Consider the following 25,357-nt stretch of genomic DNA (forward strand, 5'->3'; position numbering starts at 1 on the left):
ACGGCAGTATGGCCACGACACCGGGCGGACGTCACACCCTCGGGCGGCGCCGGATCGACTGACGGCGCGGTGCGGCCGGTTGGCGAACGACGGCGGGCCCGGGACCGGTGGCGTCCGGCTCTGGCAGCGGCCGGCGGAGGATGGCCAGGGCGCCCGCCGCCGACAGCAGTGCGGCGAGGGGGAAGCTGATCCACAGCCAGGGTGTGCCGAAGAGGCTGAGGACGAGCAGAAGTGGGATATGGACGGCCAGGATCGATCCCACGGAGATCACAAACGAGGGGCGGGCCCGGCCGCGTGCCTGGAAGTAGGTGGCGATCAGGGCCGTCACCCCGGCGAAGGGGTAGCCGAGGGCGATCAGCCGCAGCACCCCCGCGGTCCGCTCCGCCGCGTCCCGGTCGTCGGTGAAGGCGGCGGCCAGGGGATCGGCGACGAGCAGCAGGACGAGTGCGGCGGCCGTTCCGTAGAGCACGGTGGCCCGGAGCGCGAGGACCCGGGTGCGTTCGGCCCTGGCGGTCAGGCCGCGGCCGGTGTTGTAGCCGATGAGCGGCTGCATGCCCTGGGCGATGCCGGTCTGGGGCATGAGGACGAAGGTGGTGACGCGGACGGAAGTGGCGTACGCGGTGGGGGCCACCGGATCGCCGAGCGCGGCCAGCCGGTTGTTGGCGATGAACATGACGAGGGTGGCACCGAATCCGGCGAGGAACGAGGGGGTGCCGACGGCCACCAGCTCCCGCAGGGTCGGGCCGTGCGGGCGCAGGTCGGCGAGGGTGATCCGGTAGGGGCGGTCGCGCTGGAGGAAGAAGAACCACAGGCTCAGCCCCATGGAGACGGCCTGGCCGCCGATGGTGCCGAAGGCGGCGCCGCGCACGCCCCAGCCGAGGCCGAAGATCAGCAGCGGATCGAGCACGATCTGGCAGAGCACCGGAAGGACCCACAGCAGGGTGGAGAACCGCAGCCGCCCCTCGGCCCGTACCAGGCTGGAGAATCCGGTCGCGGTGATCGAACCGGCCAGCACGATCAGCGCGTAGTCGTGGGCGTGTTCGCGGATCTCCGCCCTGGCGCCCAGCAGGGTGAGCAGCGGATCGAGCAGCAGCAGGCCGAGGACGGTGATGACGACGGCGGCCGTCCAGTAGACGAGGAACGTGTTGCCGGCCGCCCGGGCGGCCCCGCGGGGATCCCCACGGCCCAGGCTCCGCGAGACGATCGACGCGCCGCCGACGCCGACCGTGGTGGAGACCGCGCCGAGCAGCAGCAGGACGGGCGCCACGATGTTCACCGCCACCAGCGCCTCGGGCCCGACGCCCCGGGCGACGAACCAGGCGTTGGTCAGGGCGTAGATGCCGTAGGTGGCGACCGACATGGTGGTGTGGGCGCTGGTGCTCCACAGCAGCCGTCCGATCGGCCGGGTGCCGAGCGCCGCCGTGTGGTCGCGCCGGGTGGCGCGCTCCTCCCCCATGTCGTCCACGCCCCTCAGCGCGCGACGGGACCGCGGCCGAACTGGGCCATCAGCAGGTCGAGTTGTTCGCGGGCGAAGTCGTAGGTGGCCGGGTCCTGGTGGCCCCGGTACTTGGTCTCGACGACCATGATCACGGCGAGGTAGAGGGAGTAGAGACGCCGGCGGACGCGCTCGGAGGCGGACAGCTCCCCGATCCCGTATCCGGTCATGAAGTCGGTGGGGTCGCCGAACACCGGCAGGTCGATGCCGGTGAATCCGGCCTCCATCAGCGGATCTCCATAGACGGCACGTTCGTGATCGAGGATGGCGACGATCCGACCGTCTTTGATCATCGAGTTCTTGGTCCAGAGGTCCAGCTCGACAAAACGTGGCTCGGTCACCTCGTCGAGCGCGCCCGCGTGCTCCGCGAGCACGGCGCGGATCTCGTCATGGCTCCAGCCGATGTCGACCTGGACGCGCGCGCCGTCCGTCAGGGTGTCCTCGATCATCCGACTGAACGCGACCCGCCAGCTCGCCGAGCCCGGGCCGCGCAGCGGACCGAAGTGCGGGCCCACGATCGCGTTCAACTCGCGGTTGAGCGCGCCCAGTTGCCGGCCTGCCGCGACGACGACCTCGTTCGGGAGGCGCCCCTCGGCGGCGGCGATGCCGAAGTTGTCCGCGTCGACGTACTCCATGAAGAAGTAGTCGGCGTCGACCAGTTCCCGGGAGAGGTCGGCGTGGTCGATCCGGGGTATCGGCACCCGGGTGCGGTCGGCGACCAGCTCCATGGCGGCCAGCTCGGTGCGCATCATGTCCTGCTCGCGGGTCAGCACGGTTACATCGGCGGGCGGCGCGATCTTCAGCACCGCCTGTTGTCCGTCGCGCAGCCGGATCCGGTACGCCACGTTGAACCAGCCGTGCGTGATCTCCTCGGCGAAGTCGTCGCCCCCGGGCACCTGAGCGGCCCCGTAGGCGCGTTCGATCATGGCCCGCAGGGTCGCCGGCGGCTGCCGGTTCTTGGTGATGCTCTCGGTGACGGCTTTCACGGACGTTCCTCCGGGACGTGACGCGGGGAATCGGCCCGGCGGTGACCTGGTGTGTCTCCCGACGGGTGGCCGACGGATCACACCGTATGGCGGGATGGCGCTCCGGAACCATGAGAGCGTTCCCATCTTCGGCGGGCCGGCTCAGTGCGTCCCACAGCTCTCCCTCAGCAGCACCCTGACCGGCACCCGCAGGTCCTGCCGTGGCAGTTTCGGATCGGCCAGACAGGCGCGCAGCACACCCACCGCGAGCCGGCCCAGATCGGCCATCGGCTGCTCGACCGTGGTCAGGCGCGGCGAGGAGGTGCGCGCGCCGTCGACCCCGTCGAAGCCGGTGACCACCACGTCGCCCGGCACCTCGATGCCCTCGGCGTTGAACACGTCCAGAAAGCCCAGGGCCGTCTCGTCGTTGGCGCACACCAGCGCGCCGGGCAGCGGGCCATGGCCGTCGCGGTGCTCGGCCACCAGCCGCCGGGCCAGCGTCCGCCCCGTCGCCCGGGTGAAGTCGCCGCGCAGCGCCGGGTTCTGGGGCGCCGGGAGGCCCAGCGCCGTCAGGGCCGCGCGGTAGCCGCGGAAGCGGTCGATATCGTCGGAGGTGCGTACCCGGCCCGCCACGTACCGGACATCGTGGATGCCTTGCGCCCGGACGAGGTGTTCGACCAGGACCCGCACCCCGCGCGCGTTCTCGACACCGACATGGTCGTATCCGCCGGCCGGTCGCGGCCCGGCGAGGAGAACGACGGGCAGCCGGTGCGCCACATGCTCGATGAGCTGGTCCGACAGCGTCTCGGCGACCACGATCAACCCGTCGACCTGCCCGGCCAGATCCCGCGTCCGCTCGGCGGCCTGGGGTGGTCGGGCGACCACCACGGTCAACGCGTACCCGGCCTGCCAGGCCGCGTACTCGGCGCCCCGGACCACCTCGCCGAAGTACAGGCTGCCCCACGAGGGGCCACCGGGTACGTCGGCGTCGTCGGTGACCACCTCGACGCCCGAGCCGGTCCGTACCGGCACCCGCAGATCGGCCGCCGGCCCCACGTCGGGCAGGCACAGGCCCAGCATCCCGGTCCGGCGCGCCACCAGCCCCCGGGCGGCCCCGGAGGGCACATAGCCCAGCTCCTCGACCGCCCGCTCGACCAGCAGCCGGGTCTCGGGCGCCACATATCCCGTGCCGCTGACCACCCGCGACACCGTGGACACGGAGACGCCGGCGCGTCGGGACACGTCCCGCATGGTGGTGGCCCTGACCGAAGAGCCACCGCCGGCGAGCCCACCACCGCCCGACGGCCGGCTCACCGAAACCCCTTCTGAACGCACACGTGTACGAGCGTACATGTGCACGTTTCGGGGGGCCGCCCCGGCGCCCGGCGGTCGACAAAGCCGCCGGGCGTCGCCGCGCGCCGGCGGACGCGGACCGTCAGACCTCCCGCCCGGCGTCGATCTCGGCGATCAGGGACCGGACGCGTCGGTGGATCTCGTCGCGGACGGGGCGGACGGACTCGACTCCCTGACCGGCGGGGTCCGGCAGGGGCCAGTCGAGATACGTCTTGCCGGGGAAGATGGGGCAGGCGTCGCCGCAGCCCATGGTGATGACGTAGTCGGATGCCGTGACGGCCTCGGGGGTGAGTGTCTTCGGCCGCTCGGTCGAGATGTCGACGCCCACTTCCGCCATGGCCGCCACCGCCGCCGGGTTGACGCGCTCGGCCGGGAGCGATCCGGCGGAGCGGACCTCGACGCGGTCGCCCGCGAGACGGGTCAGGAACCCGGCGGCCATCTGGGAGCGGCCGGCGTTGTGGACGCAGACGAACAGCACCGAGGCGATCGGAGCGGCCGGGGACGGGGACGGGTCGGGCGACATGGCTTCGTTCCTTCACGGGGCGGGCCGGGGCAGGGCGGGGTTCGGCGGCGGCCGGGGCCGGGGATCGTGGTGCCGCCGGCGTGCGGGACGTCGTGCGCCACGGGGTCCCGGCGCCCGCCGGTCTCAGGCGGGGGTGGTGCCGGCGGTGCGCAGGTCGAGGGTGGCGGACAGCGCGGCCACCACCGAGGGGGCGACGGCGTAGTAGACCCAGGTGCCGCGCCGTTCGGCGGTCAGCAGGCCGGCCTCCCGCAGCTTCCTGAGGTGGTGGGAGACGGTCGGCTGGGAGACGCCGACGTCCTGGATATCGCAGACGCACGCCTCGCCGCCCGGATGCGAGGCCACCTTGGAGAACAGGCGCAGCCGCACCGGGTCGGACAGCGCCTTGAACATCAGGGCCATCCGCTCCGCGTCGGCCGCCGACAACTCCCCGGCGGTCAGCGGCGGGCAGCACGGCGCCGCCCCGTCCTCCGGTGTGAGCAGCGGGAGTTCCGCGCGCTTCTGCTTCGACATACGTCTATGTTGACATCCGTCGATACCGTGCGGCAAGCTCCCCATATCGACAGCTGTCGAAACAGTGAGGAGCGCTGATCATGCCGGACACCACCGGTCCCCCCGTCGCCGTCATCGGGGCCGGCCCCGTCGGTCTCGCCGCCGCCGCCCATCTGCTCGAACGCGGCATCGAACCCGTGGTCCTGGAGCGCGGCACCCGCGCCGGCGCCGCGGTGCGCGAGTGGGGGCATGTGCGGTTGTTCTCCACCTGGCGCGAGTTGGTCGATCCGGCCGCCGAGCGGCTGCTGCTCCCGACCGGTTGGGCCCGCCCCGAGGACGACCGCTACCCGACCGGGGCCCAGTGGGCCGACGCATACCTCCAGCCGCTCGCCGCCGCGCTGGGCGAACGCGTCCGCTACGGCACCACCGTCACCGGCGTGGCCCGGGCCGGACGGGACCGGGTCGTGGACTCGGGTCGCGCCGCCCAGCCCTTCACCGTGCATCTGGCGCCCGCCGACGGCGGACGGATCGCGGCCCGGGCGGTCATCGACGCCTCCGGCACCTACGCCACCCCCAACCCCCTTGGCGCGGACGGCTATCCGGCCGCCGGGGAGCGCGCCCTGGCCGCCGAGGGACGCATCGGCTACCGCGTCCCGGACTTCAGCGACCCGGCCGTCCGCGCGGTGTTCGCCGGCGGGCGCACGGCCGTGGTCGGCGCCGGCGCCTCCGCGTTCACCGCGCTCGCCGGCCTGGCCGAGCTGGCCAGGGCCGAGGGCGGCGGCGGGACCCGCGCCGTATGGGTGCTGCGCAGGGGCATCTCAGGCGCCACGTTCGGCGGCGGCGACGCCGACCAGCTGCCCGCCCGTGGCGCCCTGGGGCTGGCCGCCAGGGCGGCCGTCGACGAGGGCCACGCGGTCGCGGTCACCGGCTTCCGCACCGTCGCCGTCGAACGCGCGGGCGAGGGGCTGGTGTTGGTCTCCGACGACGGCCGCCGCACCGAACCCGTCGACCGGATCGTCGTCCTCACCGGGCTGCGTCCCGATCTGACCTTCCTGTCCGAGGTCCGGCTCGGGCTGGACGAACGCCTCGCCGCGCCGACCGCCCTGGCCCCCCTGATCGACCCGAACCAGCACTCCTGCGGCACCGTCCACCCGCATGGCGTCGACGAACTGTCCCATCCCGAGGAGGACTTGTTCCTGGCCGGGATGAAGTCCTACGGCCGCGCCCCCACCTTCCTGGCCATGACCGGCTACGAGCAGGTGCGCTCGATCGCCGCCGCCCTGGCCGGGGACCTGGAGTCCGCGCGGCGGGTGGAGCTGACCCTGCCGGAGACGGGGGTGTGCGGCGGGTCGGGACTCTTCGACCGGGCCGCCCCCGGGGACACCGGAACGGCCGGCGGATGCGGCGCCCCCGAACCCCGGCTCGTCCAACTCGGCGTCGGCGCCCCGGCGATGACGGAGACCGCGCCGCCGGGCGGCTGCTGCGGCTCCTGACCGACCCGACGCCCCGGACGAACGGGGGCGGAGGTCACTCCAGGACGCCGCGTTCTATCCGCTCGAGACGGTCGGCGATCTCCGTGAGGCGGGAGCGCAACCAGCCGTCCTCGGCGTCGCGTTCCAGCCGGATGCGGCCGAAGGAGACCCCGAAGTAGAGGGCGGAGAGCACGGCGGGGGTCACGGTGTCGGCCACGCCCGAGCGGCGCATCGCCTCGCCTGCCGGGCCTGCGTCGCGGATCAGGCCGAGGAGCAGATGGCTGGCGGTGGTGAGATCGGAACCGTGCTCGGTCGCCTGGTCCGCGCCCCTGGTGAGCGCGGTCCTGGTGCCGGCGGACAGGCTCGGCGGTGAGGCCGCCGCCGAGCCCCTGGCCGCCGGCACCGCCACCGCGTCGGCGCGGTGCGCGGCGGCGGCGCGCGCCAGCGCCTCGCCGATGAGCGCACGGGGGAAGCCGAGCCGTTCGACGGTGGTGAGGGCGACGCTCTCGCCCTCGTCGAGCATCGCCTGGAGCACATCGGCGGTGTCCACCTCGGCGGCGCCCCTGGCCTCGGCGGCCTCGTAGGACTGACGCAGGATCAGCGCGACATGGTGGTTGGGCGGGGGCGTCAGGGCGAGGGGTTCGGGCAGACCGAAGTCGCTCGCCCCCCACTCCGCCGCGTCGCCGACGGTCTCCAGCGCCTGGGTGAGCGCGATCTGACAGATGCGCGAGATCGGGAGCCTGGCCTCGCGCACGCGATCAGCGAGGCCGTCGGGCAGATAGACGTTGACCTTGGGCACGGGGTGCATCCTGTCACGGACCCGGCGTCGGTGGACGAGGGTTGAGGGACTTATACCCCTGGGGTTATAGTCCCCCCATGTTCGCGTTGCTGACCGCCCGCCGCGCCGTTGACTACGGCTTCGTCGCCAGCGCGCTCTGTCACGGTCGCTGACCTTCTCCGGCTCTCCTCCCCCGCCGCGCCGCCGCACGCCCGGGCCCTCGCGCCCGTCGGCCCCGCCGCGCCCCGGCACCACGAGACAAGGCTGCGACACCATGACTTCCTCTCCCCCTTCTCCCCTTTCTCCCCCTTCTCTTGACGGCACCGAGCCCTTCGGCGCCGACGAACTGCGGGCCGCGCGGACCGAACTCACCACGGCGGTCAACCGGCTCTTCGCCAACTCGGTGATGTCCGCCAGCGGACACGGCAACATCAGCGTCCGGTTGCCCGGCCACGACGATCTGCTCGCGGTCAACGCCGGTGAGCTGCTGCGCCCCTGGCCGGCGGACGATCCGAGGGTCGCCGTCCCCGGCCTGCGCACGGTCAACGACGAGGTGGTCGTGGTGAACCTCGACGGCGAGGTGGTCCACGGCCGGCCGAGTCCTTCGGTGGCCGCGATCCTGAAGATGCATGTCGGCGTCTATCTGACCCGGCCGGACCTCACCGCCGTCATCCACACCCACTCGCCACAGGCCACCGGTTACGCGCTGGCCTCGGTCGCGCTGCCCGCCCGGTACGAGGCGTTGCTCGTGCACGGTCAGCATGTCGACGTGCCCGTCGCCCCCTGGGCCCCCCGGGGCACGGAGGAGGCGGTGCGCGCCATCGCCGACACCTACCGGGCCCATCCGGAGACCTATGGCGTGCTGTTGGGCAACCACGGCCTGCTGGTCGCCGGTGACACCGCCGTGCACGCGGCGACGTTGGTGACCGCGATCGAGGAGGCCGCCGTCTCCAGCATCGGCGCGCTGCCCCTCGGCGGGCCCGTGCCCTTCCCCGAGTACGCGCGCGATCTCGATCTGCGCCTGCGCTTCTGACCTCCGCCGGGCCGGTTCGGGCCCGGTCCCCCGCCAACCGGCCCCGCCGTCAGCGCGTCAACCGGCCCCGGACGCCGCCACGTTGACCCTGGCCCGCGCCGGCCGGCCCCGCACGTCTCCCCCGTTCTTCCGAAAGTGAGCACCGCCATGTCCCCTGCCCGTTCCCACCCCCGTCCCGGCGCCTTCGGCGCCGCCTCGCCGCCGCGGTTACCGCCCTGCTGCTGGGCGGTGTGCTGGTCGCCTGCGGAGACGACGCCTCCCCCGCCGACGAGGCCGGCACCGGCGACGAGGGGCTGACCACCGTGAGGCTGGCCTCCGCCCCGCTCGGCCATCTCGCGCCGATCCGGATAGCCCAGGAGCGCGGCATCTTCGCCGAGCACGGGCTCGACGTCGAGGTGGACACGGAGAGTTCGGACCTCACCTCGGTCCCCTCCGTGCTGGCCGACCGGGTGGACTTCGCCACCGGCGACCTCACCACGCTGATCGTCGCCCGCTCCAAGGGGCTGGACGTCAAGGCCGTCGTGCCGGCCTCGGCCTCGACGGGGGTGCCGGGCGAGGACTACGGCGCGCTGGTCGTCGCCGGCGACTCCGGCATCACCAGGCCGAGTCAGCTGGAGGGCAGGACGGTGTCGGTCAACATCCTCACCAATATCGCCGCGGCGGCGGCACGCGAGGCCGTCACCGCCGACGGCGGCGACGCGGACGCGGTGGATCTGGTCGAACTGCCCTTCCCGCAGGTGCCCGCCGCGATCAGCACCGGGCAGGTCGACGGGGCCTGGGTGGTGGAGCCGTTCCTCTCCGCGGCCAAGGCCGAGGGGGCGGTGCCCATCGGCTGGGGCTTCACCGATCTGGCCGAGGACCTGACCGTCTCCTCCTGGTACACCTCGGGGAGCTACGCCGAGCAGAACCCGGAGACCGTCGAGGCGTTCCGCGACGCGGTGCGCGAGGCATACGCCTATGCCCGCGAACACGAGGACGAGGTACGGGAGATCATCCCCACCTTCACCGAGATCAGCCCCGAGGTGGCGGCGTCGATCACCATCACGGGCTGGCGCGACGAGGTGAGCCGCGAGGCGGCGGAGAAGCTGGTCGGCTACGCCCTGCGGGACGGGCTGATCACCGAGGAGCCCGATCTCGACGAGCTGATCCTGCCGTGAGCGCCGGCCACCGCGCGGTCGGGTGGCCCCGGCAGGACAGCCGCCTCCTGGGATCCGTCGGACTGGTGGGCACCGCCGTTCTCTACGAGGTTGTGGCCAGGGCGTTCTTCGACCCCCGGCATGTTCCCCCGCTGAGCGAAACCCTGCCGGAGGCCGTCGGCCTGCTGGGCGAGGAGGCGTTCTGGACGGCGACCTGGCGCACCCTGGGGGCCGCCGGCGCCGGGATCGGGATCGCGGCCGTGGCCGGGATCGCGTTGGGCTTCGGCATCAGTTCCCTTCCCCGGCTGCTGCGCGTGGTGTCGTCCACGCTGGACTTCCTGCGCCCGGTGCCGTCGATCGTGCTGATCCCGGTGCTGGTCTTCGTCCTGGACATCGCCCGGATCACCGTGCTGCTGGTCGCGGTCTCCTGCTTCTGGATCGTGCTGTTCCAGGTGCTCTACGGGGTGCGGGACGTGGACCCCGTCGCCAGGGAGACCGCGCGCTGTTTCGGTCTCGGCCGGCTGGCCAGGGCCGTCCATGTCACCTGGCCGACCGTGCTGCCCTACCTCGGCACGGCACTGCGGCTGGTGGTCTCGGTGGCGCTGGCGCTCGCCCTCACCGGAGGGCTGGTGATGGGCGCGGCCGGGCTGGGCGAGCTGATCTGGCGCAGCCAGGAGGCCGGCGACATCACCGGGATGTACGCGCTGGTGCTGCTGACCGGCGGCGTGGGAGTCGGTCTCGACCTGCTGGCGCGGCTGGCCGAACGGCGGCTGCTGCACTGGCATGTCGGCAGCAGGGAGGCCGTCCGATGAGCGGCCGGGGCGCGACCGTGCTGCGGGGACTGGCCGCGCTGGGTGCCGTGTTCGGGCTGCCGCTGGCGCTGCTGGCGCTGTGGTGGGTCGCCAGCGAGGACAGTTCCAACATCTTTCTGCCGCCGCTGCGCGACATCCTGGACGCGTTCGGCCGGGTCTGGTTCTCGTCGACGTTTGTCGACGATGTGGTGCCCAGCCTGCGGAGGTTGGGCCTCGGGCTGGCCATCGCGGTCACGGTCGGCGTCGGCGGCGGCTATCTGCTGGGGCGTTCGCCGCTGCTGCGGGCGCTGGCGAGTCCGGCGCTCGCCTGTGCGCGGGTGCTGCCGCCCCCGGTGATCATCCCGGTGCTGCTGGTGGCCGTCGGCATCGGGGAGACCACGAAGATCGTCGTGATCGCGCTGGGGGCGCTGTGGCCGATCCTGCTCAACACCTGCGACGGGGTCCGCGATGTCGACGAGGTGACCTGGGAGACGGCGGCGGCCTACGGGCTGCCGGGCTGGACCAGGCGCCGGTTGGTGCTGCGGGCCGCCAGCCCCCGCGTCTTCGCCGGCCTGCGGCAGGCGTTGGGCATCGCGATCATTCTGATGGTCGTCAGCGAGATGTTGATGAGCACCGACGGTCTGGGCTTCACCGTCGTGCAGTTCCAACGGTCGTTCGCCCTGCCGGAGATGTGGAGCGGCGTCCTGCTCCTCGGCCTGCTCGGCTTTGTCCTCGCCAAGCTCCTGGAGCTGGTCGAACGGCATGCGCTGCGCTGGCACCGGGGGCTGACCGGACGCGAGGAGGGATCACCGTGAGCGACCGGACCGAGAAGACCGACGCGCTGCTGCGGGTCGTCGGGCTGGGCAGGACGTACCAGGCCAGGGAGCGCACCGTGGTGGCGCTGGCCGGGATCGATCTGGCGGTGTGCGACGGGGAGTTCGTCTCCGTCGTCGGCGCGTCAGGGGGCGGCAAGACCACCCTGCTGAAGATCGTCGCCGGGCTGCTGCCCCCGACCACGGGGGAGGTGGTCCTCGACGGCCGCCGGGTCGAAGGGCCGCCCGCCGAGATGGGCGTCGTCTTCCAGGAGTACGGCCGCAGCCTGTTCGCCTGGAAGTCCGTCCGGGCCAACGTGGAGCTGCCGCTGCGGCAGCGACGGCTGTCCGGAGCCGAACGCCGGGAACGGGTGACGGAGGCGCTGGACGCCGTCGGCCTGGGCGACGCGGGGGACGCCTACCCGTGGCAGCTGTCCGGGGGGATGCAGCAACGGGTGGCCATCGCACGGGCGTTGGCCATTCGGCCCCGGCTGCTGCTGATGGACGAACCGTTCTCCGCGGTCGACGCCCAGACCAGGGGCGATCTGGAGGATCTGCTGGCCGGCCTGTGGCGGCGCTATGCCTTCACCGTGCTGTTTGTCACCCATGACATCGACGAGGCGGTCTATCTCGGCCAGCGGGTGGTGGTGCTCGGCCCGGCGCCGGCCGGGATCGAAACGGAGATCGCCGTCGATCTGCCGGGCCCACGCGACCAGTTGACGACCCGCTCCGACCCCCGCTTCGCCGAGCTGCGGGCCCGGGTGTACGAGCGGATCCGCCGCTCCCCGCGGCCGGGCACCCCCCACGACAACCGACAGGAGAGCACGAGCGGATGAGCACGCCTACCGAGAGAACGCCCCCCACCGCGCCGCGTTGGGTGGACACCGGCGGGGGCAGCGGACCGCTGTGGTCCTTCCCCGTGGGGGACATCAGGGTCCACCCCGTCAGGGAGGTGGACTACCTGCCGCTGCCGACGGACTTCTTCCCGCAGCTGGAGACCGAGTCCTGGACGGAGGGCGCCTTCTACACCAGGGAGCCCTTCACCCGCGACGGTCGTATCGTCCTCAACCAGGAGGCGCATCTGCTGGTGACCGGCGACCGGCGCATCCTCGTCGACGCGGGCGGCGGCAACGGCAAGCGCCGCAACGGGGGTGTCTTCGACCGCGCCGACCGCCCGTTCCTGGAGCAGTTCGCACGCGCCGGCGTGGCCGTGGAGGACATCGACACCGTGGTCTTCACCCATCTCCATGTGGACCATGTGGGCTTCGCGACCAGCGCCGACGGCGCCGGGGGCTGGGTGCCGACCTTCCCCAACGCCCGCTATCTGCTGGTCGAGGAGGAGTTCGCCTGGTGGACGGGGCCGGAGGGCGCCCGGCAGTTGGAGCGCACCGGGGACTATGTGGCGGACAGCATCCTGCCGTTGCACGCCGCCGGCGTGCTGGACCTGGTGCCGGCCGACCACGAGGTGGCGCCGGGCATCCGGCTGGTGCCGGCGTTCGGGCACACCCCGGGCAACGTGTACATCGAGGTGACCTCGGCCGGCAGCCGGGCGCTGTTCGCCGGGGACATGCTGCATCACGGCGTCCAGTTGGAGCGGCCGGAGTGGAGCATCCGCTACTGCGTGCTGCCGGGCGATTCGGCGGCGCAGCGCCGCGCCCTGCTGGAACGGGTCGCCGACACCGGGGACCTGCTGGTCCCGACGCACTTCCCCTTCCCTTCGGCCGGCCGCGTCAGCAGGGCCGAACGCGGGTTCACCTACACCTTTGTCGACCTGTGAGGCGGCTGAACGAGCCGGTGCGCCGCTATATCGCCGACTTCCACACCCACCACGCCAACCCCAGGATGCCGGCGCTGCCCCCGCCGCACTCCGCCGCGTCGTTGGCGGAGCGGTGGGACGGGCTCGCCGCCCGCATCGCCGATCTCGACGATCTGCTCGGCGAGACGGGCCGTCAGGACATCGATCTGCGGGTGCTGAGCGCGCCCCCCTCGCTGGTGACGCCGGCGGGACGCAGGATGACGCCGGCCGAACTGCGGCTGCTCAACGACCATTTGGCGGCGGTGACGGCCGAGGTGCCGGACCGGGTGGCGGGGCTGGCCACCGTCGACGCGTTCGCCGGTGACGCGGCGGCGGACGAGGTGGTGCGCGCCGTCACGGCGTTGGGGCTGCCGGGCATCGTCGTCGACTGTGCGACCGAGAGCCAGCTGCTCGGCGCGCCCGTCGCCCGCCCCACCCTGAGGGCGGCCGCCGAGCTGGGGGTGCCCGTTCTCGTCCATCCGGTCAGCACCCGGACGCTGTCGCTGGCCCTGACCGGCCTGGGCCGGTTCGGCACCTCGCTGGCGCGCGGGACGATCAACGCGGCGGCGCTGTTGTCCCTGCTCACCGACGGTGTGCTGGAGGAACTGCCGGAGCTGCGGGTGGTCTTCCCCATGCTCGGCGTCGCCGGGCTCGCCCTCGCCGCCGCCTCCGACGAGGGCGCGGTCCTCACCTCGCGCGCGCCCGGGCGGGAGCGGGCCCATGTCTATCTGGACACCATGGGCTTCGCGCCGGCCGCGATCCGTTTCGCCGTCGACGTGCTGGGCGCCGACCATGTGCTGGTGGGCAGCGACTGGCCGATCGGCGCCAGGTCCGCGAGCAGGGAGCGGGTGAACGCGGCGCTGGACGCGGCCGGCCTCACCACCGCGCAGGCGGATCTGGTCGCCGGCGACAACGCCGCCCGGCTCCTGCGCCGTGCCCTCCCGGGGCCCGGCGCGTGACCGGGGGCGGGCGGCTCAGTCGCGTTGGGCGTACTCGATGACATAGGCGATCGAGTCGCCGGTGTACCAGGAGCGGGCGAAGTCGATGACGGCACCGTCGGCGTCGGTGGAGACGCGTTCGGTGGCCATCACGGGGTCGCCGAGGCCGATCGACAGGGTCTCCGCCGCGTCCGCGTCGGCGTGCTGGGCGCGCAGCGTCTGGTGCGCGTGGGTGATGCGCACCCCCTGGTCGGTGAGCAGCCCGAAGATGCCCCTGGTGCGCAGTGCCTCGGCGCTCACCAGGCGTCCCGGCTCGTCGGGCAGGTAGTTGAGCAGCAGGCCGACGGGCCGGTCGGCCAGCCGCCGCACCCGGCGGATCACGGTGCCGACGGGCTCGGCGAGGCCCAACCGGCGTGCGGCGTACGGCGGCAGCGGCGCGGCATGGTCGACGCCGACGGTCTCGATCCGCGCGGAGACCACGCTGTTGGAGGTGCCGTGCAGATCCTCGATATCGCCGCGCAGCGAGTAGCCGATGCTCGCCCGGTCGACGTCCAGGACAAAGCTGCCGCGCCCCTTCTGGGTGACGATCAGATCGTCGGCCGCGAGCTCCTGCAGTGCCTGACGGACCGTCACCCGGCTGACCCCGAACTCCGTGGCGAGCCGTTCCTCCGACTCGATCTTGTTGCCGTGCTGCTCGTAGTAGCCCTCGATGATCCGCTGTCGGATGGCCCGCGAGATCTGGTAGTAGACGGGGATCGGCGAACGGCTGCCGTTCCACCCGCGCTCGGTGGGGTTGGCCCGCGGTCGTGTCATGCGTTCAGCCCTATCAGGATCTCCTCCAGCGTGTGGAGTACGGAGTTCACCGTCAGTTCCCCACCGAAGAGGACGATCAGTTCGGTCGTGTGTGGCCAGGTGCTCTCGGCGCGCAGCGAGTCGGCCACCCGTGCCCCGCTGCCCCGGTGCACCGACAGGCGGTCCAGACAGGCGCCGTCGGTGAGACCGGCCGGGAGGCGGCCGGCCGCCGTCGCCGCGTCGATGCGCTCACGGTACTCGGCGGCCAGCCTGGCCTCCAACGCCGCGTGGTCGTCGCCGATGTGGACCGCCCGCAGCACGCCGACTTCGGGCGGTTCCGTGCCGGGGTCGGCGTGGCCTTCCCGGTGGGCGTGGATCAGGTCGAGTTGGCTGTCGTCGGTCCGGCCGTCGAGTTCCTTGGCGTTGCTGGAGACGAGCAGGCCCAGGCCCGCGCGGCCGGCGCCGCGGGCCGTCGCCGGTGCGGAGGTGGCCCGCCACAGCCGCCGGCCCAGAGTGCCGGGCGCGGGCTGGAGGGAGAGCGTCGGATCGGCGTCGACGGTTCGGTCGCGCAGCAGGCGCAGCAGCCGGTCGAGGGTCCGTTCCGTGTGCCGGCCCCGGTCGTCGCCGGGGACGCCGAACTCCCGGTCGATGCGCGCGGACGTGGCGTTGTAGGCGAGTCCGAAGCCGCTGCCGAGGCCGAGTCGGAGTCGGCCGCCGGACAGCAGGTCGACGGTGGCCGCGTCCTCGGCCAGCCGCACCGGGTTCTCGAAGGGCAGCATGACGGTCGCGGTGCCGAGCCCGATGCGGGTGGTGGCCTGCGCCACGGCGGCGAGCACCACCAGGGGGGAGGGTGATCGGCCGGCCTCGAAGTGGTGTTGGGCCAGCCAGCCGGTGTGCGCGCCCAGCGCCTCGGCGCCCCGGAAGACCTCGACGGCGCCGGTGCGGGCGTCGGCCGCGTTCCACCGGCCCTGGAGCAGGAAGCCGAGCCTCGGTGTGTTCACGCGTCCTCCGGGCGGGTCAGTCCGTAGTGCTCGCGCAGGGTCCTTCCGGTGTACTCCGCGCGGAACACGCCGCGTCGGCGCAGGCGGGGCAGCACCTGGTCGACGAAGTGCGCCAGATCGGTGGGGACGACGGCCGGCTTGAGGTTGAAGCCGTCGGCGGCGCCGGTGCGGAACCACGACTCCAGTTCGTCGGCGACGCGTTCGGGCGTGCCGACCAGCCGGAAGTGTCCGGCGCCGGCCGCGGTGCGGTGCAGCACCTCGCGCAGGGTGTGGCCCGCGCGACGCGCCCGGCCGATCAGCACCTCGTGGAACGCCTGGCTGGTCGGCGCGGTCTCCGGCAGGTCGAGGTCGGCGACGCGTCGGTCGAGGTCGTCGGGGCCGATCGGCAGTCGCAGGAAGTGCGCCAGCCACGGCAGTTCGTTCTCGACATCGACCAGCGCGTCCAACTCGGCCTGCCGACGGCGCAGTTCCTCCTCGGTCGAGCCGATCAGCAGATAGACACCGGGCAGCACCCGTAGTCCGGCGGGGTCACGTCCGAGGGCGGCGGTCCGCCGTTTGATGTCGGCGTAGAAGGCGCGGGCCGTCTCCACCGAGGGTTGGACGGCGAAGAGCGCGTCGGCGTGGCGGGCGGCCAGGTCGCGGCCCTCGTCGGAGCCGCCGGCCTGCACCAGCACCGGATGGCCCTGTGGCGGGCGCGGGATGTTCAGCGGGCCGGCCACGGAGAAGTGCCGCCCGGTGTGGTCGACGGGCCGTGGCCCGTCGGACGACCAGCTGTCCCACAGGGCCCGCACGACCTCGATCGACTCGGCGGCGCGGGCGTACCGGTCGGCGCGGTCGGCGTGCGGGGCGTCGCTGAAGTTGCGGGCCTCGGCGTCGTGTCGGGAGGTCACCACGTTCCAGCCGGCCCGGCCGCCGCTGAGATGGTCGAGCGCGGCGAGGCGTCTGGCGATGTGGTACGGCGCGTTGTAGGTGGCCGACAGGGTGCCGATGAGGCCGATCCGTTCGGTGGCGGCGGCCAGCGCGCTCAGCGCGGTCACCGGCTCCAGGCAGGACGGCGGCGTGGCGGTGGCGGCCGGTGGGGCGTGCAGTACGTCGGCGAAGAACACCGAGTCCAGCGCGCCGCGTTCGGCCAGCCGCGCGATGCCGAGGAGATCGTCCAGGACGCCGCCGGGCTCGCCGCGCCCCAGCCGCCAGCTGGCGCGGTGGTGCCCGGTGCGGGAGAAGAAGAGGTTGAGGTTCATGGTGTCGGCGCGCTCGGCGCCGTCCCGGGGGTGGATGGTCATCCGGGGCTCCTGGTGGTCGTGGGAACGGGGTCGATCGACGGCACGGCCTCGACCAGCGCCCTGGTGTAGGGGTGGCGCGGCGCGCCGAAGACCCGGGAGACCGGGCCCGATTCGACGACGGCGCCCGCGCGCAGCACGGTCACCTCCTGGCACAGTCGGCTGATCACGCCGAGGTCGTGGGAGATGAAGAGCAGCGTCAGCCCGAGCCCGGCGCGCAGTTCGGCCAGCAGGTCGAGCACCTGGGCCTGGACGGTGGCGTCCAGTGCGGAGACCGCCTCGTCGCACAGCAGCACCCGGGGGCGGACGGCCAGGGCCCTGGCGATGGTGACGCGCTGCCGCTGGCCGCCGGACAGCTCCTGCGGGCGCCGGTCGAGCACCGTGTCGTCGAGTCCGACCGAGGCCAGCAGCTCCCGTGCGCGGTCGAGGGCGGCGGCCCGGTCGAGCCGGTCGTGGCGGCGGATCACCTCGGTGAGCGAGGCGCGCACCGGCCAGCGCGGGTCGAGCGCGTCGGCGGTGTTCTGCTGGATGGGTTGGATGGTGCGCACCCGGCGCGGGTCGCCGACCGGCAGCGGCGTTCCGTCGTCGGGTGAACGCAGCGTCGCCGTGCCGGAGTCGGGGCGCCGCAGCCCGAGGACGACCTGGGCCAGCGTCGACTTCCCCGATCCTGATTCGCCGACCAGTCCGACGGACTGTCCCGCGCGCACCGTCAGGTTCACGTTCCTGACGGCCTGGCGTCGGGTCCGTCCCGGGCCGGCGAAACTCACCGAGACATCGGCGAGTTCGATCACGGCCGGTGCTTCCGGCCCGGGTTCGGCCGCCGCCGTCGCGCGCTGCCCCGACGGGCGGGCGAGCCGTGGTACGGCCCTGACCAGCGCCCTGGTGTAGGGGTGGGTGGGGCGGCGCAGGATCTCCTCGGTGCCGGCGGTCTCCACGATCCGGCCCGCGCGCATCACCGCCACCCGGTCGGCCAGCCGGGCGACGGCGCCCAGGTCGTGGCTGACCAGCAGGACGCCGACGCCGCTCCGCCTGATCTCGGCGACGAGGTCGAGCACCCGCCGTTGGACCGTCGCGTCCAGCGCCGAGGTGGGTTCGTCGGCGAGCAGGATCGCCGGGTCGCCGGCGAGCGCCGAGGCGATCAGGGCGCGCTGGCGCAGCCCGCCGGACAGCTCGTGCGGGTACTGGCGGGCCCGGATCTCCGGGTCGGGGATCCCGGCGTCGGCCAGCAGCCGCAGCACCCGCCCGCCGGTCTCGCCGCGCGGCGCCAGCCGGTGTCTGCGGATGGTCTCGGCGACCTCGGCGCCCACCGTCCGCGCGGGGTCGAGCGCCACCAGCGCGTCCTGGAGGACGACGCCGATCCGCCGGCCGCGCAGCAGCTGCCAGCGGCGGTCGGTGCAGGGTCAGGGCGTCCTCGCCCAGGACGGACAGCTCGGCGGCCGTCACCTGGGCCCGGCCGCCGACCAGCCCGATCAGCGAGCGCAGGGTGACGCTCTTGCCGGAGCCGGACTCGCCGACGATCGCCAGGCACTCCCCGGCGCGCAGTTCGAGGTCGACGCCGCGCACCGCGTGGCTGCGCCGGCCGTGCCGGCCGACATAGACGTGCAGATCGCGGACCCGCAGCAGTGGTTCGGCCGGGTTCCGTTCCTGATGGTCGCCCATCATGCCTCCTGTCCGTGGGATCGGGCCCGCACCCAGCGGCCGAGGACGGTGAACGCCACCACGACCGCCGTGATGCTCAGTCCGGGGAAGACCACCAGCCACCAGCCGTGGGCCAGTTGGTTGCGGGCGTTGGCCAGCAGCAGGCCCCACTCCGGTTCGGGGGGCACGGCGCCCATGCCGAGGAAGCTCAGCCCGGAGCCGATGATCAGGGCGTTGCCGACCCCGGTGGTGGCGACCACGAGCAGCGGCCCGAGGGCGTTGGGCAGGACATGCCGGGTGAACAGCCGGAACCGGCCGATGCCCAGCAGCCGCAGCGCGCTCACGAACTCGGCCCCCGCCGTCACCACGACGCGGCTGCGGACCAGCCGGACGAAGACCGGCGCGGTGGCGAACGCGATCGACAGCAGGATGTTGGTCCGGCCGCCGCCGATCAGGGCGATCACCACCAGCGCGAAGAGCAGCGTCGGGAAGGCCATCACCAGGTCGGCGAGCCGGACGACGACCAGGTCGACGAAGCGGCCCAGCGTGGCCGCCGCCAGTCCGAGGGCGATGCCGATCAGCGCGGCCAGCGCGGTGGCGCCGACGCCGATGAGAAGCGAGGAGCGGGCGCCGTGGACGACCCTGGCGAAGACGTCGCGGCCCAACTCGTCCGTGCCGAACCAGGCGTTGGCCGACGGCGGGCTCAGGGCGGCGGCGTAGTCGCTGGCGTAGGGGTCGTCGCCGGCGACCAGGCCGGGGGCGAGCGCCGCCAGCACGGCGGCCACCACGACCAGCGCGCTGAGGAGGGCGCCGGCGGCGCCGGGGACGAGTCGTCCCCGCCCCCGGTCCGCCGGCGGCGCCTCGGTACCGGCGCTCATCCCACACCTCCGGCCGGGGCCGTCTCGGTGGCCGCCGGCGCCGGCGCCGACCGGCGGCTCCGCAGCCGTGGGTCGACCAGCCGGTGCAGGGCGTCGACGGTGATGCTGATCGCGGTGAACGCGACGGCCGACAGCATCACCACGCCCATCACCATCGGCATGTCGCGGGTGGTCACCGCCTGGAGCGTGACGCGGCCCAGGCCGGCCCGCCCGAACACGTTCTCCACCAGCACCGCGCCGCCGACCAGGCCGCCGACGAGGGTGCCCGACATGGTCAGCACCGGGCCGAAGGCGTGCCGCAGCGCGTGCGCGACGGTGACGGCGCGGCGGCTGAGGCCCCGGGCCCGCGCGGTCAGCGCGAACGGCTGCCGCAACGCCTCCTCCAGGCCGTCGCGCATCAGCTGGGCCATCACCCCGACGCTGCCGAGCGCCAGGGTGACGGCGGGCAGGGTGAGGCCGACCAGCCCGGACTTGGCGGTGACGGGGAACCAGCCGAGTTGGAAGGAGAACACATAGAGCAGCACCAGCCCGATGAAGAACGACGGCATGGCGACCGTGCTCAGCTCAAGCGCCGAGGCCACCGCCCGCGCCGGCCCCCGCCGCCCGGCGGTGCTCAGCGCCAGCGCGAGGGCCAGCAGCACGGTGAGCGCCGCCGCCAGCGCCGCCAACTGCACCGTCGGGCCCAGGTTCTCCGCCAGCAACTCGGTCACCGGGCGCCGCTGTTGGTAGGAGGTGCCCAGATCGCCGCGCGCCATGGCCAGCAGATAGTCCGCGTACTGTGCGGGCAGCGGCCGGTCGAGGCCGAGGTCCGCGCGGATCCGTTCGACGGTCTCGGGCAGCACGGCCTCCCCGCCGATCACCATGTCCACCGGATCGCCGGGGATGACCCGCATGGCCAGAAAGGTGACCGTGGCGGTGCCCCAGAGGATCGCCACCCCGGTCACCAGGCGGCGGGGCACGGCCGACGGCACGAACCCGGCCACCGCCTACTCCTCGATCCAGGTGTCGTACAACAGCTCGGGGAACCCGACGATGTCGTAGGTGACGTCGTGGACCCGGGATCCGGTGGCGCCCAGCCAGGCCCGCACCTGCAGCGGCACGGCGACGGCGTTGTCGAGGACCCAGCGCTGCACCTCGGCGTAGTTCCGGGCGCGGATGTCGTCGTCGGTCGTCGTCGAGGCGGCCAGCAGCCACTCGTCCACCTGCGGGTCCTGCACGCGGGCGTAGTTGTGCAGGCGGTTCTCGGGCAGCGCCCAGGAGGAGAACAGGTTGGAGCCTAGGATGTGCGCCTCGGCGCGGTTGGTGCCCTGTCGGACGATCTCGTAGTCGTTGGCCTCGCCGCGTTCGGCGAAGGTGCCGGCGTCCACGGTCTCCAGGACCACCTCGACGCCGATGCGCTTCGCGGCCTCCTGCAGTGCCTCCGCCAGGGTGGTGTCGAGGGTGTCGGCGCTGTCGCCGTTGATGAGCCAGCGGGCCGAGAGCCGTTCGCCGTCCCGCACCCGGTAGCCGTCGCCGTCCCGTTCGGTCCAACCGGCCTCGTCCAGCAACTCCTCGGCCAGGTCCGGGTCATGGGGCCAGCTGTTCTCCAACCCCGCGTCGTAGTAGGGGGTGTCGGGCGTCAGCACGCTCCAGGCGCGTTCGTCGGTGCCCTGGTAGATGGTGTCGATGATGGTTCCGATGTCGATCCCGCGCAGCAGGGCGGTCCGCACGTCGGGGTCGTCGAACGGGGCGCGGCTGGTGTTGAGCAGCCACAGATCGGGCGATCCGGCGTTGAGCGCCTTGAGCTTGGTGTACTCCCCCTCGGGCAGCGCGTTGTAGTCGGCGGGGGCGATGTCGTAGGCGTAGTCGACCTGTCCGCTGGTGAGCGCGCCGATGCGGACGGACGACTCGTTGAGGAAGGTGAACGTCACCTCGTCGAGGTAGGCGGGCCCCTCGTGGCCCGAACCCTCGGGCGGCCAGGCGTAGTCGGGGTTCCTGGTCAGGGTGATGTGGTCGTTGGGCGCGTAGTCGGCCACCACGAACGGGCCCGAGCCGACGAGGAGTTCACCGCCGCCGCAGAGGGTCTCCACATCGTGCGCGGCGGCGGCCGGCGACAGGATCGCGCCGCCGGGTGACGCGGCGATCTGGAGGAACGGCGCGTGCGGTTCGCTGAGGTCGATGCGGACGGTGTGGTCGTCCAGCGCCTCGGCGCCGGCGTAGGGGAAGTTGCCGGCGTAGGAGCGGGAGGCGGTCTCCTCGCTGGTCAGCCGGTCGAAGCTGGTCTTCACCGCCTCGGCGTCCAGCGGGGTGCCGTCGGAGAACGTCACATCCGTGCGCAGTCGGAAGGTGTAGGAGGTGCCGTCCTCGGAGATGTCCCAGCTCTCCGCCAGCCAGGGCACGATGTCGCCGTTCTGCGCCTGGTGCACCAGTCCGTCGAACAGGTTGCGCTGGATGGGGACCAGGGTGGCGCCCTGGCCGTTCTGGAAGTCCCAGCAGCCGGGGTCCTCGGGGTAGGCGACGGTCAGGGTGCCGCCGGAACGGGGCTCGCCGGCGGGGGAGTTGTCGGAGCCGCCGGTGGAGCCGGGGTCGGCCCCGCCGCAGGCGGCCAGCGCCAGGGCGAGGGCCGGGGCCAGGCCCGCGACCGCGGTACGCGCGCTTCTCATGGGAGGTGTCCTTGTCTCAGCTTCTGTCTCAGCCGGTGGTGGGCGGGTCGGCGGGGGGCGCCGTGGTGAACGGGGTCGGGGCGAGATGGCGGAGCAGCGGCCCTTCGAGGTCCCCGGAGCGGGCCCATTCGACGAACCTGACGATCTCGCCGGAGACCGAACGCGAGGTCCGGTCGTTGAGCACATCGCGCCGCCCGCCGCGCACCTCGACGCTGGTGACGCGCGGCAGCCGGGTCCGCAGCCGGCGCAGCAACTCCCGGTCGGGGATGGGGTCCTGATCGCCCGTCAGCAGCAGCACCGGGGCCTGGATCGCCGCCAGTGCGGACGGGTCGTCGGGCGGGGCGACGGCCGGCGGATCGACCAGCGTTCCGCGCGAGACGCCGGGGTCGGCGTCGAGTTGGCCGGTGTATCCGGGGCAGCCGGCCCGCAGCTCCAGCTCGGCGGCCCAGTCCACCGGGGCCGGCAGGGCGCGGCGTCCCGGAGAGGAGAGGACCAGCGCCGTCAGCCGCTCCCCGAGGGGGTCGGCCAGCCGCAGCGCCAGGTTGGCCCCGGCGTCGTGTCCGACGAGTACGAGGTGGTCGTGGCCGGCGGCCGCGACGCCTGCCGCGATCTGTTCGGCGACCCCGGGGATGTCGGCCTCGTCGGCGGTGGGTTCGAGCACGGTGACGGCGAGCGTGTCGTAGGCGAGGCGGGCCCCGAGGCGTCGGTAGGACCGCGTCGTCTCCCCCCGGCCGGGGAGGACGACGACCGCGGTGCGGGCCCGCGCCTCGGCGCTCGGGTCCCACTGGTTGCGGACAGGGAAGGGTGTGCTGCTGGTGGGCATGGGTGGTCTCCTCGCGCGGGAAGGACACCCGACGGCGTCCCCCCTGGGCGTGCGTGCGGAGCCGTCGTGACAACGGGCGCATCGGAAAAGGGGAAGGGCTGATCGGCGAGCGATCAGTGGGAGATCAGCGAGCGATCAACACCGGTCGGAAACCGGGGGGATCGAGGGAAGAGCGCGCCGGGAGAGGGGCGCGGGCCGAACCGGCGGCGTGCCGTTCAGCGCCCGGTACAGGACCGGCGGAGAAGCCGGGACCGGGGGCTGTGCGCGGACCGGAAGGACAACATGGAAAGGAATCTATACATGTTGTCCGGTGAAGGTCAACGGGCTCCGGGTCGCCCCCTGCGTGATCCACGTCCCGAACTCCGCCCACCGGCATGCCGGTTCTCGTTTCGCCGGTTTCTGACCGATCCGTTGACGCTCCCCCGGCGGGGCCCTAATCTCCGTGCTCTCACTTCCGGGAATCTTCCGGAAATTTTCGGAGCCGTCTATGTCACCCGAGGGACCTCCCATGAGATCCGTCCGTTCCGTCATCCTGATGTTCGCCACCGCGGCCCTGGCCGTTCCGCTGGCCGCGACGCCGGCCGCCGCCGCGCCTTCGGCCGGGGAGTCCGGGGAGTGGGGCGCCGCCGCGTCGCACGGCTTCGGCAACCGGACCGACAGCCTGCGTCGGGCCGCCCCCGAGGGCTTTTATATGGGCACCGCCGTGGCCGGCGGCGGCCACCACCTGGAGCAGGACTACCCGGACCCCTTCACCCATGACAGGGAGTACCGGAAAATTCTCGGTAAGCAGTTCAGCTCGCTCTCCGCCGAGAACCAGATGAAGTGGGAGTTCATCCACCCGGAGGCCGACCGCTACGACTTCGGGGCAGCCGACGCCATCGTCGAGTTCGCCGACCGCAACGACCAGGTGGTGCGCGGGCACACCCTGCTCTGGCACAGCCAGAACCCCGCATGGCTGGAGGAGGGCGACTTCACCGACGAGGAGCTGCGCGCCGTCCTGCGCGAGCACATCACCACCGTCGTCGGCCGCTACGCCGGACGGATCCAACAGTGGGACGTGGCCAACGAGATATTCGACGACCAGGGCGCGCTGCGCACCGAGGAGAACATCTGGATCCGGGAACTCGGCCCGGACATCGTCGCGGACGCCTTCCGTTGGGCCCATGAGGCCGATCCGGAGGCGCGGTTGTTCTTCAACGACTACGGGGTGGAGAGCGACAACGCCAAGAGCGACGCCTACCACGCACTCGCCCGGGAACTGCTCGCCGAGGGCGTGCCCGTGCACGGCTTCTCCGTGCAGGGCCATCTGAGCCTGCGGTACGGCTTCCCCGGCGATCTCGAACAGAATCTGACCCGGTTCGCCGATCTGGGCCTGGAGACCGCCATCACCGAGCTGGACGTCCGGATGGACCTGCCGGCGGACGGCCAACCGTCCGACGAGCAGCTGCGGCAGCAGGCCGACTACTACCAGCGGGCGCTCGCCGCCTGTCTGGCCGTCGAGGGCTGCGACTCGTTCACCATCTGGGGCTTCACCGACAAGTACTCCTGGGTGCCGGTGTTCTTCGAGGGCGAGGGCTCGGCCACCGTGATGACCGAGGACTTCGCCCGCAAGCCGGCCTATTTCGCGCTGCGTTCCACCCTGCGGGACGCCGCCGGCCGCTGCTGAGACCCCAGGCGCCGACCTTCGGTTCGGCGGGCGGGGTGGGGGCCCGTGCCTGAACGGCCCCGCCCCGTCCGCCGCTCAGCCGAAGGCGCCGAGCTTGTCCGGGTTGATCACGTGATGGATGGTGTGGACGCGCCCCTCGGGGCCCAGCACGACGGCGATCAGCCCCCAGGGGCGCCCGCCGGCCGAAAGCAGCGCCGCCGGCTCCCCGTTGACCTCCAGATGCCGGGTGCTCAGCCCGGCCGGAAGGCGCCGGGCGGTGGCGGCGACCAGCCGGAGGAACTTGTCCCGGCCCTCGATCACCCGCAGCGCGGTACGGGTCTTTCCGCCGCCGTCGCTGCACAGCCGCACATCGGGCGCGAGGATCTCCATCAGCGCGTCCAGATCGGCCCCGATGGCCGCCGCCAGAAAGCGTTCGGTGGCGGCCCGCACATCGTCGGAGTCCGAGGCATAGCGCGGACGGCGGCCGCGCACCCGTTTCCTCGCCCGGTGCGCCAACTGCCGTACCGCGTCGTTGGTCCGGTCCAGCATGTCGGCGATCTCGGTGTACTCGTAGCCGAACGCCTCGCGGAGCACGAACACCGCGCGCTCCAGCGGGGAAAGCGTCTCCAGCACGACCAGCATCGCGAACGAGACATGCTCGCTGCGCAGCGCGCTGTCCTCCGACGCCCCCTCGGTGACGACCGGCTCGGGCAGCCAGGTGCCCACATACCGCGCCCGTCTGAGCTGTTCGTCGCGCAGGCACCACAGCGCGCGGTTCACCGCGATCCGCACCAGATAGGCACGTTCGTTGACGATCTCCTCGCGTCGCACCCCGGCCCAGGACAGCCAGGCGTCCTGGAGGACGTCCTCCGTGTCGGCGACGGTCCCGAGCAGGTTGTAGACCAGGCCGAACAGCAGGTCCCGGTGCTGGTCGAAGGCGTCGCCCGCCGCTCCGTCGGCCGTCTCGCGACCGACCGGCACCGCCGTCGACACACTCGTGTCCATCGCGCGCGTCCCCTCCCTCGTCCGCAGCGGTCTCGGCACCCGCGCCCCCGAGCATAGGTTCGCGACAGACAGT

General features: G+C 73.0%; 24 protein-coding genes and 1 pseudogene. 9 read left to right on the forward strand and 16 right to left on the reverse strand.

Annotation, left to right across the window (positions count from 1 at the left end; genetic code table 11):
- Nucleotides 1-31: 31 nt before the first annotated feature.
- From AOM46_RS22790 to AOM46_RS22810, 5 genes are all read right to left on the reverse strand, one after another.
- Entirely contained in the window at nt 32-1,456 is a 1,425-nt protein-coding gene (locus tag AOM46_RS22790; protein ID WP_062215144.1) for an MATE family efflux transporter, read from the reverse strand.
- Between the two features lie 14 nt (nt 1,457-1,470).
- Nucleotides 1,471-2,481, reverse strand: a complete 1,011-nt coding sequence (locus AOM46_RS22795; RefSeq protein WP_234313925.1) for a phosphotransferase family protein — start codon at nt 2,479-2,481, stop codon at nt 1,471-1,473.
- 141 nt (nt 2,482-2,622) lie between these two features.
- Entirely contained in the window at nt 2,623-3,774 is a 1,152-nt protein-coding gene (locus AOM46_RS22800; protein ID WP_234313926.1) for a LacI family DNA-binding transcriptional regulator, read from the reverse strand.
- Nucleotides 3,775-3,895: 121 nt separating this feature from the next.
- A complete protein-coding gene (locus tag AOM46_RS22805; RefSeq protein WP_062214489.1) occupies nt 3,896-4,336 on the reverse strand; it encodes an arsenate reductase ArsC in 441 nt (146 codons plus the stop codon).
- Nucleotides 4,337-4,459: 123 nt separating this feature from the next.
- Entirely contained in the window at nt 4,460-4,846 is a 387-nt protein-coding gene (locus tag AOM46_RS22810) for a helix-turn-helix transcriptional regulator (RefSeq protein WP_062214490.1), read from the reverse strand.
- 80 nt (nt 4,847-4,926) lie between these two features.
- Here AOM46_RS22810 and AOM46_RS22815 point away from each other — a divergent pair, with 80 nt between their 5' ends.
- Nucleotides 4,927-6,318, forward strand: a complete 1,392-nt coding sequence (locus tag AOM46_RS22815; RefSeq protein ID WP_062214491.1) for an FAD-dependent oxidoreductase — start codon at nt 4,927-4,929, stop codon at nt 6,316-6,318.
- Between the two features lie 34 nt (nt 6,319-6,352).
- Here AOM46_RS22815 and AOM46_RS34170 read toward each other — a convergent pair whose 3' ends face one another.
- Nucleotides 6,353-7,096 (reverse strand): Clp protease N-terminal domain-containing protein, encoded by a 744-nt coding sequence (locus tag AOM46_RS34170; protein ID WP_062214492.1) that lies wholly within the window; start codon nt 7,094-7,096, stop codon nt 6,353-6,355.
- Between the two features lie 253 nt (nt 7,097-7,349).
- Here AOM46_RS34170 and AOM46_RS22825 point away from each other — a divergent pair, with 253 nt between their 5' ends.
- From AOM46_RS22825 to AOM46_RS22855, 7 genes are all read left to right on the forward strand, one after another.
- Nucleotides 7,350-8,108 carry a class II aldolase/adducin family protein gene (locus AOM46_RS22825; RefSeq protein ID WP_062214493.1) on the forward strand — a complete coding sequence of 253 codons (759 nt, stop codon included), beginning with the start codon at nt 7,350-7,352 and terminating at the stop codon, nt 8,106-8,108.
- A 230-nt stretch (nt 8,109-8,338) separates the two neighbouring features.
- Complete coding sequence (locus AOM46_RS22830) at nt 8,339-9,265, forward strand: ABC transporter substrate-binding protein (RefSeq protein ID WP_062214494.1); 927 nt, start codon at nt 8,339-8,341, stop codon at nt 9,263-9,265.
- Entirely contained in the window at nt 9,262-10,056 is a 795-nt protein-coding gene (locus AOM46_RS22835; protein ID WP_062214495.1) for an ABC transporter permease, read from the forward strand. Before AOM46_RS22830 ends, AOM46_RS22835 begins: the two co-directional genes overlap by 4 nt.
- Complete coding sequence (locus AOM46_RS33465) at nt 10,053-10,850, forward strand: ABC transporter permease (protein ID WP_062214496.1); 798 nt, start codon at nt 10,053-10,055, stop codon at nt 10,848-10,850. Before AOM46_RS22835 ends, AOM46_RS33465 begins: the two co-directional genes overlap by 4 nt.
- Nucleotides 10,847-11,683 (forward strand): ABC transporter ATP-binding protein, encoded by an 837-nt coding sequence (locus tag AOM46_RS33470; protein ID WP_062214497.1) that lies wholly within the window; start codon nt 10,847-10,849, stop codon nt 11,681-11,683. The genes AOM46_RS33465 and AOM46_RS33470 overlap by 4 nt, the downstream gene beginning before the upstream one ends.
- On the forward strand, nt 11,680-12,624 hold the full coding sequence (locus tag AOM46_RS22850) for an MBL fold metallo-hydrolase (protein ID WP_078857104.1): 945 nt from the start codon (nt 11,680-11,682) through the stop codon (nt 12,622-12,624). Before AOM46_RS33470 ends, AOM46_RS22850 begins: the two co-directional genes overlap by 4 nt.
- Nucleotides 12,621-13,601 carry an amidohydrolase family protein gene (locus AOM46_RS22855; RefSeq protein WP_062214499.1) on the forward strand — a complete coding sequence of 327 codons (981 nt, stop codon included), beginning with the start codon at nt 12,621-12,623 and terminating at the stop codon, nt 13,599-13,601. Before AOM46_RS22850 ends, AOM46_RS22855 begins: the two co-directional genes overlap by 4 nt.
- Nucleotides 13,602-13,616: 15 nt before the next feature.
- Here the strand turns inward: AOM46_RS22855 and AOM46_RS22860 are convergent, their stop codons facing one another.
- The 9 genes and pseudogenes from AOM46_RS22860 to AOM46_RS33475 form a co-directional block, all read right to left on the reverse strand.
- Nucleotides 13,617-14,393 carry a GntR family transcriptional regulator gene (locus tag AOM46_RS22860; protein ID WP_062214500.1) on the reverse strand — a complete coding sequence of 259 codons (777 nt, stop codon included), beginning with the start codon at nt 14,391-14,393 and terminating at the stop codon, nt 13,617-13,619.
- Complete coding sequence (locus tag AOM46_RS22865) at nt 14,390-15,373, reverse strand: LLM class flavin-dependent oxidoreductase (protein WP_062214501.1); 984 nt, start codon at nt 15,371-15,373, stop codon at nt 14,390-14,392. Before AOM46_RS22865 ends, AOM46_RS22860 begins: the two co-directional genes overlap by 4 nt.
- Entirely contained in the window at nt 15,370-16,656 is a 1,287-nt protein-coding gene (locus tag AOM46_RS22870) for an NtaA/DmoA family FMN-dependent monooxygenase (protein ID WP_062214502.1), read from the reverse strand. The genes AOM46_RS22865 and AOM46_RS22870 overlap by 4 nt, the downstream gene beginning before the upstream one ends.
- Nucleotides 16,653-17,984: an ABC transporter ATP-binding protein gene (locus tag AOM46_RS22875; RefSeq protein ID WP_199824047.1), complete on the reverse strand. Its 1,332-nt coding sequence runs from the start codon at nt 17,982-17,984 to the stop codon at nt 16,653-16,655. The genes AOM46_RS22870 and AOM46_RS22875 overlap by 4 nt, the downstream gene beginning before the upstream one ends.
- A gap of 172 nt (nt 17,985-18,156) precedes the next feature.
- Nucleotides 18,157-18,315: pseudogene (locus AOM46_RS35870) on the reverse strand (ABC transporter ATP-binding protein); the annotation flags it as partial.
- A complete protein-coding gene (locus tag AOM46_RS22880) occupies nt 18,312-19,169 on the reverse strand; it encodes an ABC transporter permease (protein ID WP_062214503.1) in 858 nt (285 codons plus the stop codon). The gene AOM46_RS22880 and the pseudogene AOM46_RS35870, both read right to left, overlap by 4 nt.
- Entirely contained in the window at nt 19,166-20,152 is a 987-nt protein-coding gene (locus AOM46_RS22885) for an ABC transporter permease (protein ID WP_062214504.1), read from the reverse strand. Before AOM46_RS22885 ends, AOM46_RS22880 begins: the two co-directional genes overlap by 4 nt.
- 3 nt (nt 20,153-20,155) lie before the next feature.
- Nucleotides 20,156-21,811, reverse strand: a complete 1,656-nt coding sequence (locus AOM46_RS22890; RefSeq protein ID WP_062214505.1) for an ABC transporter substrate-binding protein — start codon at nt 21,809-21,811, stop codon at nt 20,156-20,158.
- A gap of 28 nt (nt 21,812-21,839) precedes the next feature.
- Complete coding sequence (locus AOM46_RS33475; protein ID WP_062214506.1) at nt 21,840-22,634, reverse strand: alpha/beta hydrolase; 795 nt, start codon at nt 22,632-22,634, stop codon at nt 21,840-21,842.
- Between the two features lie 508 nt (nt 22,635-23,142).
- Between AOM46_RS33475 and AOM46_RS22900 the strand changes: the two genes are divergently transcribed.
- On the forward strand, nt 23,143-24,300 hold the full coding sequence (locus AOM46_RS22900; RefSeq protein ID WP_062214507.1) for an endo-1,4-beta-xylanase: 1,158 nt from the start codon (nt 23,143-23,145) through the stop codon (nt 24,298-24,300).
- Nucleotides 24,301-24,375: 75 nt separating this feature from the next.
- On the opposite strand, the gene sigJ is transcribed toward AOM46_RS22900, so the two are convergent.
- Entirely contained in the window at nt 24,376-25,284 is a 909-nt protein-coding gene (gene sigJ, locus AOM46_RS22905; RefSeq protein WP_062214508.1) for an RNA polymerase sigma factor SigJ, read from the reverse strand.
- Nucleotides 25,285-25,357 lie beyond the last annotated feature (73 nt).

Origin of the sequence: Streptomyces sp. NBRC 109706, from assembly GCF_000974485.1 — a bacterium.
Lineage (GTDB): Bacteria > Actinomycetota > Actinomycetes > Streptomycetales > Streptomycetaceae > Streptomyces.

Bases quoted from the DNA above. Each gene is read 5' to 3' on its own strand.
- AOM46_RS22815 (WP_062214491.1), top strand. From the start codon at position 4,927: ATGCCGGACACCACCGGTCCCCCCGTCGCCGTCATCGGGGCCGGCCCC.
- AOM46_RS22850 (WP_078857104.1), top strand. From the start codon at position 11,680: ATGAGCACGCCTACCGAGAGAACGCCCCCCACCGCGCCGCGTTGGGTG.
- AOM46_RS22790 (WP_062215144.1), bottom strand. From the start codon at position 1,456: ATGGGGGAGGAGCGCGCCACCCGGCGCGACCACACGGCGGCGCTCGGC.
- AOM46_RS22810 (WP_062214490.1), bottom strand. From the start codon at position 4,846: ATGTCGAAGCAGAAGCGCGCGGAACTCCCGCTGCTCACACCGGAGGAC.
- AOM46_RS22880 (WP_062214503.1), bottom strand. From the start codon at position 19,169: ATGAGCGCCGGTACCGAGGCGCCGCCGGCGGACCGGGGGCGGGGACGA.
- AOM46_RS22890 (WP_062214505.1), bottom strand. From the start codon at position 21,811: ATGAGAAGCGCGCGTACCGCGGTCGCGGGCCTGGCCCCGGCCCTCGCC.
- sigJ (WP_062214508.1), bottom strand. From the start codon at position 25,284: ATGGACACGAGTGTGTCGACGGCGGTGCCGGTCGGTCGCGAGACGGCC.
- AOM46_RS22825 (WP_062214493.1), top strand. From the start codon at position 7,350: ATGACTTCCTCTCCCCCTTCTCCCCTTTCTCCCCCTTCTCTTGACGGC.
- AOM46_RS22900 (WP_062214507.1), top strand. From the start codon at position 23,143: ATGAGATCCGTCCGTTCCGTCATCCTGATGTTCGCCACCGCGGCCCTG.
- AOM46_RS33475 (WP_062214506.1), bottom strand. From the start codon at position 22,634: ATGCCCACCAGCAGCACACCCTTCCCTGTCCGCAACCAGTGGGACCCG.
- AOM46_RS22870 (WP_062214502.1), bottom strand. From the start codon at position 16,656: ATGACCATCCACCCCCGGGACGGCGCCGAGCGCGCCGACACCATGAAC.
- AOM46_RS33465 (WP_062214496.1), top strand. From the start codon at position 10,053: ATGAGCGGCCGGGGCGCGACCGTGCTGCGGGGACTGGCCGCGCTGGGT.
- AOM46_RS22805 (WP_062214489.1), bottom strand. From the start codon at position 4,336: ATGTCGCCCGACCCGTCCCCGTCCCCGGCCGCTCCGATCGCCTCGGTG.
- AOM46_RS22860 (WP_062214500.1), bottom strand. From the start codon at position 14,393: ATGACACGACCGCGGGCCAACCCCACCGAGCGCGGGTGGAACGGCAGC.